4 protein-coding genes and 2 pseudogenes are annotated in these 6,814 nt (G+C 57.9%); 2 read left to right on the top strand and 4 right to left on the bottom strand.

Features of this window, described 5'->3' with window-relative positions; genetic code table 11:
* Nucleotides 1-182: 182 nt before the first annotated feature.
* From Q2M23_RS42855 to Q2M23_RS42845, 3 genes and pseudogenes are all read right to left on the bottom strand, one after another.
* Nucleotides 183-1,931: an MFS transporter gene (locus Q2M23_RS42855; protein WP_316399400.1), complete on the bottom strand. Its 1,749-nt coding sequence runs from the start codon at nucleotides 1,929-1,931 to the stop codon at nucleotides 183-185.
* A 759-nt stretch (nucleotides 1,932-2,690) separates the two neighbouring features.
* Nucleotides 2,691-3,778, bottom strand: a pseudogene (locus Q2M23_RS42850) (IS3 family transposase).
* A 76-nt stretch (nucleotides 3,779-3,854) separates the two neighbouring features.
* Entirely contained in the window at nucleotides 3,855-4,322 is a 468-nt protein-coding gene (locus Q2M23_RS42845) for an Lrp/AsnC family transcriptional regulator (RefSeq protein WP_316399399.1), read from the bottom strand.
* 134 nt (nucleotides 4,323-4,456) lie between these two features.
* Between Q2M23_RS42845 and Q2M23_RS42840 the strand changes: the two genes are divergently transcribed.
* Nucleotides 4,457-4,672: a hypothetical protein gene (locus tag Q2M23_RS42840; protein ID WP_316399398.1), complete on the top strand. Its 216-nt coding sequence runs from the start codon at nucleotides 4,457-4,459 to the stop codon at nucleotides 4,670-4,672.
* A gap of 364 nt (nucleotides 4,673-5,036) precedes the next feature.
* Nucleotides 5,037-6,152 (top strand): DUF2817 domain-containing protein, encoded by a 1,116-nt coding sequence (locus Q2M23_RS42835; RefSeq protein ID WP_316399397.1) that lies wholly within the window; start codon nucleotides 5,037-5,039, stop codon nucleotides 6,150-6,152.
* A gap of 504 nt (nucleotides 6,153-6,656) precedes the next feature.
* Here the strand turns inward: Q2M23_RS42835 and Q2M23_RS42830 are convergent.
* Nucleotides 6,657-6,814 (bottom strand): annotated as a pseudogene (locus Q2M23_RS42830) (IS3 family transposase); the annotation flags it as partial.

The following is a 6,814-nucleotide window of genomic DNA, read 5'->3' as shown; positions in this document are numbered from 1 at the left end:
CTTATCGGGAGCTGCAGGCGCTTGCGGTGCTGTGAACCAACTGTCGAAGAGCGTCGGTGCGGGAAATCCGCACGCCATTCTGTGGGAACCGGGGGCGGGCGACCGCCTCCGGTGACCCGGTGAGAAAGCCGCGAGGCTTGCTCCTCCCCGATCAAAGGCATCAACGTTACGTGCGATGCGATCTAATGTTGCTGCAGATCGATGGTCTTCACCGGCCCTGGCGACCCAGGTCGCCTGGCTCTGGCTAGCTCGTCAACTCCAAGCAGCCCTTGAGCGTGCACTAATTCGTTTGCAGTCCCATCAGGGTCATCTTCTCGCCGGCGCACAGACCCGAATGGACGCTCCAGCATGCGGCGGACGCGTATCGGCTCGGTGCCAATGTGGAAATCGGCCGCCTGCCGATCCAATGCGCGCTCTGACTGCGTCGAGCGGTTGCGCTGTCGCAGATAATCTAGCCATGTCGGACAATGGTAGCGTTCGGTCCACAAATCGGGATCGGCCATGTCGCGCGCAATAGACCAACCATAGGCGCCGCTGCGCTGGCGGTATAACTGCACGTTCTGCATCAGATTGTGAAAGGCCCGTGCATTGTCCTGCGCTACCCGATATTCGATTTCGACTACAACTGGCCCACTGCGGTCATTAAGTGCTAGCCGCACCTCGGGATCGGCTAGCATCTCGGCATCTTCGCCACGCGTACTTATGCGTGGCATGCGCAGCCAGAGCCCCAACACTGGCGACACCAGCATTAGGCCGGCCGAGATCAGGAGGCTGGTTTGCACTCCGGCAAGGTCGGCCAGATAGCCCCAGGCCCAGCTGCCGACGGCAACCCCGCCCCATCCCACTGCTTGGTAAACTGCGAGCGAACGGCCCGCCACCCAGCGCGGCGCCGACAGCTGCACTCCGATATTGAAGAGCGCCCACACAATCATCCAAACGGCTCCCGTGAGGAATAGCGCGGCGGCCGTTAAGATCGGCTCGCGACTCAACCCTACCGCCGTAATCGCCCCGCCCATCGATAGCATACAGGCGCGAAGCGCCGCCTCGCCGCTCATGCGCTTACGTACCTTCGTTACATTGAGTGCGCCGATCACGGCGCCTAGACCGAAGGCACTGAGCATAACGCCATAGGTTTGTGCGTCACCATGCAGTAGATCGCGCACTACAAGGGGCAGGAGCGCCATGATTCCGCCGCCGATCAAGCCGGTCGCCATGGCGCGAGCTACCACGATCTTAATCGACGGCGAATTGATGATGTACCTGACTCCTGAAACGATAGCGCGACTAAGTCTCTCAGGCGGCAGTCGGGATGGCACGGAGATGCGTTTCCAAAGCAACAGCGCGATTATCAGCGGAAGATAGAGCAATACGTTGAGCGCAAACGCAGCTACGGCGCCCGCAGTCGCAACCACAATGCCGCCGATGGCCGGACCCACGCTGCGCGCAATATTGTAACTGATACTGTTCAGCGCGACCGCTGCCGGAAGCGTTTCCAGCGGCACTTGCTCGCTGACCGAGGATTGCCAAGCCGGATCCATTAGGGCCATTCCACAGCCGACCACGAAGCACAGAGCTAGCAAAACGTTCGGCGTGATCAAGTCGAGCCAGGTGAGCACTGTCAATGCACTCGCCCCGGCGAGCGAGATAATGACTGAGACCAGCGCCACGATGCGCCTGTCGTGCATGTCGGCGATCGCGCCAGCCGGTATCGAGATCAGCATGATAGGCAATAACAGGGCGGTTTGCACCAGCGCGACCTTGTCGGCTGATGATGTCATCTGCGTCATCGCCCAAGCTGCGCCGACGCTCCGAATGAGGGCGCCCAGATTTGAGAGCAGGCTCGCGAGCCAGATGCGCCGGAAGGCAATGTGACGGAGCGGGGCCGTGATACGTTCGCTGCCGGAAAGTTCAGACTTGAGTGAATCCATCATATCGGCTCCTGCGTCGCGTAGAGTGACTCGATTCTAGACCCGATCGATGAGGATTCTAGAAATTGGGCCGCGAGCAGCTGGGCAATCGCTCTTTTAGGCCTATTCAGTTTGCGCACTTTGCGTTCAAATGCCTCATGAGGCCCGTAAGGGTGCCGAGACTTCTTTGAAATTGGCAAGTACCACCTCCCGCGGAGCTCCCTTGTGCGCTCCAAGCGTGAGCGCCACGCACGCATTGGCGTGAGCCGGTCGATTTCGTCCTTGCAGTAGCGACGTTGCCCAATGATGTGCGATTTCCGTCCGTGTCTGGCGAGAGTTCCACACGATGAGACAGCTGGACCCAGCTCGCCCGTCGTCTCGCCGAAATTATTATCGGCGCGCAATGGATAAACATGGCATAAGCGCCACGATCGCCTGAGGTGATTAAGCACCTCAGATAAATTCCTTGTAACATTTTCTTGTACTTAGCACGATCTGCCCGGCTTACGGGAGGAAATCCGAGTCTAAGGGTTTCTTCCTCGGATCACGCGTTCATTAGCGCGACAGCGTATCGGAGCGGATGCGCGGTTTTTTTGCGTTATGTTCGCAAGAGCGATGAAAAACAGCACCAGTGTGCGGATCTAAGTAAATGCCAGCCACCACTGCATCAGTCCTCGCCAGGGTGACCTGCCCCTGAATTTTCATCCAGCGGCAGTTAGAGTCTCGGGTGGGGGCAGCGAGACCGAAGTTTGGACCACCCAGAACTAGAGTTTTGCGCCTTAGTCACGTTGGCGGGTTGGTTGCGCCGACGTGGTTTTGCAGCAAAATCGGCGGTCGATTGCCGATCGCCCCGCGGGGCCGTTCTTTATTGTAGTATCTGCGCCAATCCTCCACTTTTTGCTGGGCGTCCGCAAGGGACAGGAACCAGTGGGCGTTGAGGCATTCGGCCCGGAAGCGACCATTGAAGGCCTCGATGAATGCGTTGTCGGTTGGCTTGCCGGGCCGCGAGAAGTCCAGCGTGACGCCGCGCTGGTAAGCCTACAGATCGAGATCGCGCGACACGAACTCGCTGCCTTGATCGATCCGGATCGTTGCCGGGAAGCCCACTTCCTTGCAGGCCCTTTCCAGCACCTCCGCGACGTCGCTACCGCGGAAGGCGAACCGTGGCGCCAGCGCCGGCGAGAAGCGGGAGAAGGTATCGATGATCGTAAGCACGCGAAGCTTGTGTCCCGTCGCCAGCTGGTCACGGACGAAGTCCATTGCCCAGGTCTCGTTGATCGTGTGGCCGGCCTACGGTCATCGCGCAGCTTGGCCTTGACCCGGCGCTTGGGCGTCTTGTTGCGCAATTGCAGGCCCAGTTCGCGATAGATGCGGCGCGTCTAGTTTTGCCCATGGCGCCAGCCCTCGCGGCGGAGCAGGACGTGAACACGACGGTAGCCGTAGCAAATGCGGACATGACAGATCTCCTTGATCTTCTGTTCGAGGGCAGCCTGGCCGGAGCGACGGGGCTTGTAGTGATAGGTCGAGCGGTCAAACTCGAGAGCGTCACAGGCCTTGCCAATCGCTACAGACCTCGTCGACCAGCTTGCGCTTCCGGCCGGGCTTCATAGCTTTCGGCGGATCACATCCTGCAGCATCTCCTTGTCGAGCGACAGGTCCGCCACCAGCTTCTTCAGCTTGCCGTTCTCCTCCTCGAGCTGCTTCAGCCGTCGCATCTCCGTCGGCAGCAGCCCGTCGTATTTCTTCTTCCAGTTGAAGTAGGTCGCCTGGCTGATCCCGGCCTTGCGGCAGATGTCCGCCACCGCAACCCCGTCACTGCCCTGCTTCAGGATGAATGCCTTCTGGGCGTCCGAAAACCCCGAGGCCTTCATCGTCCTTCGCTCCTCCCAGCCCGGGAATCGATGCGAAAAACTCCAGCCAAAAATGGTCCAGTTTGCCGGCCTCAGATCAAGGGGCCTCAATTGGAATCGCAAAGCCCGCTTTTACGCGATCCATAACGACCATTGTCTTGAATGCCTTAATATCGCGATTCTCATAGAAAAATCGCCGGGTGAATCGCTCATAATCATCCATGGTGCGTGCGGTGATGTACAGGAGAAAGTCAGCGTCCCCAGTGACGTAGAATCCATTTACGACATCAACTGAAGATTGTATCGCCATCTTGAATCTATCGATTATATCTGTTCGCTCGCGTTCCAAGCTGACTAGCACAAGCATTTGAATCGTTCTTCCTACCGCCTTCGGCGAAACGATCGCGACATCGGCTTCGATAACACCTTCCGACCGGAGCCTCTTCAGCCGTCGTTGACAGGCGGTGGCAGAAAGCCCGACTAGTTCGCCTATTTCCTCGGAAGTTACACGATTGTTCTTTTGCACAATCTCAAGGATGAGGGCGTCTACTCGATCGTATCGCATGGGTGGCTCCAGCCCCTAAGGTGAATTTCGGCGCTAAATGGCCGTTTGATGCAGAAAATCATCGGAGCGGTATGAAAAGCCGACGAAATCGTCTTGAGAAATTACTATCCAGAATTGCAAGGGAATTTCAACAAATGACCGCGATGAGTTCGGTCGGTTTTGCCGCGATATATCTCCAATGCGCAACGTCGAGACGGCTTGTTGCGGCGCTGCGCTGGATGGCCTGCGAACAAAAAGGAGTCGTGGTCGACCCGACCACTGGAATGAGATCGCAGAAGCTAATCATTTTTGTGCCGCGGATATGGGACCTGGTGATGAGTGATTTGTTTTCGCGAAAATTGCTGCACTAGCACGCCACGCACTCTTAGATAATGATCATCACTGATGCTCGCCTACTTGGAGGAGGTCGTTTGCTCGAATGAGCCAGCAGGGGCGCGCGACAACCAGCCAGCGGACGACTTCGATAGCCCCACTGACGGGTCCGACGCACGCACAAACCGCGCGAGAGTGGCGTCCTTAACGCAGATTATCGGCGTTAGGCGCTCGAATTAGCTTGGAAAGTATCCCTTGAATCTGAAACGCTCGCGCAAGACGCCGACTGTCACCTCACTCGAGCGCCCGGATTCTTGACCTTGTATGGAGGATGTCTGGCGGGGACTCAGAGTGGCTATTGATACCTGAGCGATCCGCTGATCCGCAGGGAGGCAGAACAAAGTGAATCTTGACAGCGCACAGCAACTTGCTTCCATCGCCTTTGCTGATACCTATCTAGAAGCTAGGCAGAAATTCTTGACGGCAGCACCGACGTCGAGATCATATAAGTGCAGCACAACTGGGCCATCTGGCGAGGCTATCTTCACGGACGCGGTCTATTTCGGCAGCCCAGATGCTAAGAGGCTCCTGGTTCTGGTTTCGGGCGCGCATGGGCCGGAAGGCTACTGTGGATCCGCAGCGCAACTTGCGTTTCTTCAAGCCAAATTTCACGAGGGGCTGCCGTCCTCATTAGCCGTACTCTGTGTACACGCACTGAATTGTTACGGTTTCGCCTGGGATCGTCGGGTCACTGCAGAAGGATGCGACCTCAACCGGAATTTTGTCGATTTCTCTAAGCCGCTGCCCTCGAATCCTGGATACGAGGAGCTCGCCGAGCATTTCGTGCCTGCGGAGATTACAGCGGACGAAACTCGGCGCGCTGAAGCCGCGGTCGCAGCGTATGGGTCGGCGCACGGCGAGCTGAAACTGCGGGTGGCGAGATCTTCTGGCCAGTATACAAGACCAGGCGGGCTGTTTTACGGCGGAACTGAGCCCACTGAAGCCAGGCGAACTCTCGAGCGACTAGCGACCGAGTTTCAGGTTGCCGATCGCGATCAGGTCATCATTATCGATTATCATACTGGACTAGGCCGTTATGGCTATGGCGAGCTCCAATGCGAGCATCCGTCCGGATTGATCGGGTATCAGCGAGCGGTCAGCTTCTTTGGTCCAACCGTCACCTCCCCCGATCTAGGGACCTCTACTTCCGTAGTTATCTCTGGCTCGCAAGATGAGTTTTGGCAGCGTGCTTTGGGTGATCGGCACACCTATGTTGCTCTCGAGTTTGGAACTTACGATCCCAAGCCGGAGCTGCTGCGCAACGATCATTGGTTGTTCATGCATCGACCAGGAGAGGCCGATTCCGAACTAGGTCGTCAGATTCGGCGCGCCACCAAACTGCACTATTATCCGCAGGCCTTGGACTGGAAGGAAATGGTTGTGTGGAGGTCCCATCAAGTGCACCGGCAGGCGATTGAAGCGCTTACGTCTGCAGAGAGCGAATCCAAGTTCCGATAATTATCAATGCGGCACTCATTGGAAATGGCCAGGTCCTCCAACCCACTCTCGGCGTTTGACGACCGCAGAAGACATTGGAGTCCCATAGCCGAATATTCCGAAACAGCGTTGGATGAATGCGCGTCCCCTTGGAGGACAACTCGTCCTATTGGGCACGCGATTGCGGCGCCGCATTGTACTGGGCAACTCGCTGACCTGGGTGCGCGGCGTCCCGGCGGCTGCGATTTCGCTCAAGCCAGCGTTCGCGGGTGAACGGCTAGTCGTCCGATTTCGTTTTGACGAATCGCAGCATGGAAAGTGCCAAAGTCCTGATCGGATCAGGACAGCCGCGCGTGAGCCGGCTCACGAGCCACTCGACGGGAGTGCTCGAATGGCCGGCAAACCGATTGCCGATAGCGACGCTGAGTGCGATCGCTAGGTTCATGCAACGCCGTCAACTCGTCCGCTCGGGCATATATTCATGCTGCATAAGGCATCTGCACCTGGTGACCTGCCCCTGAACTTTCATCCAGCGGCAGTTGGAGTCTCGGAGTTTTGTACGCCTTGCGGCGCGGGGAAAGCAACGGGCGATCGGCGGAGCTGGTCGGGGTTGCGCAGCCGAGCGTCCGTTGCGGTGAGAGAGGCGGCGTAGGCCGCGGGCGTGAGGTATTGCAGCGAGGAAT

Origin of the sequence: Bradyrhizobium sp. 33ap4 (assembly GCF_032654765.1) — a bacterium.
Taxonomy (GTDB): Bacteria; Pseudomonadota; Alphaproteobacteria; order Rhizobiales; family Xanthobacteraceae; genus Bradyrhizobium; species Bradyrhizobium australafricanum.
This window is presented reverse-complemented; position numbering and strand designations above follow the sequence as displayed.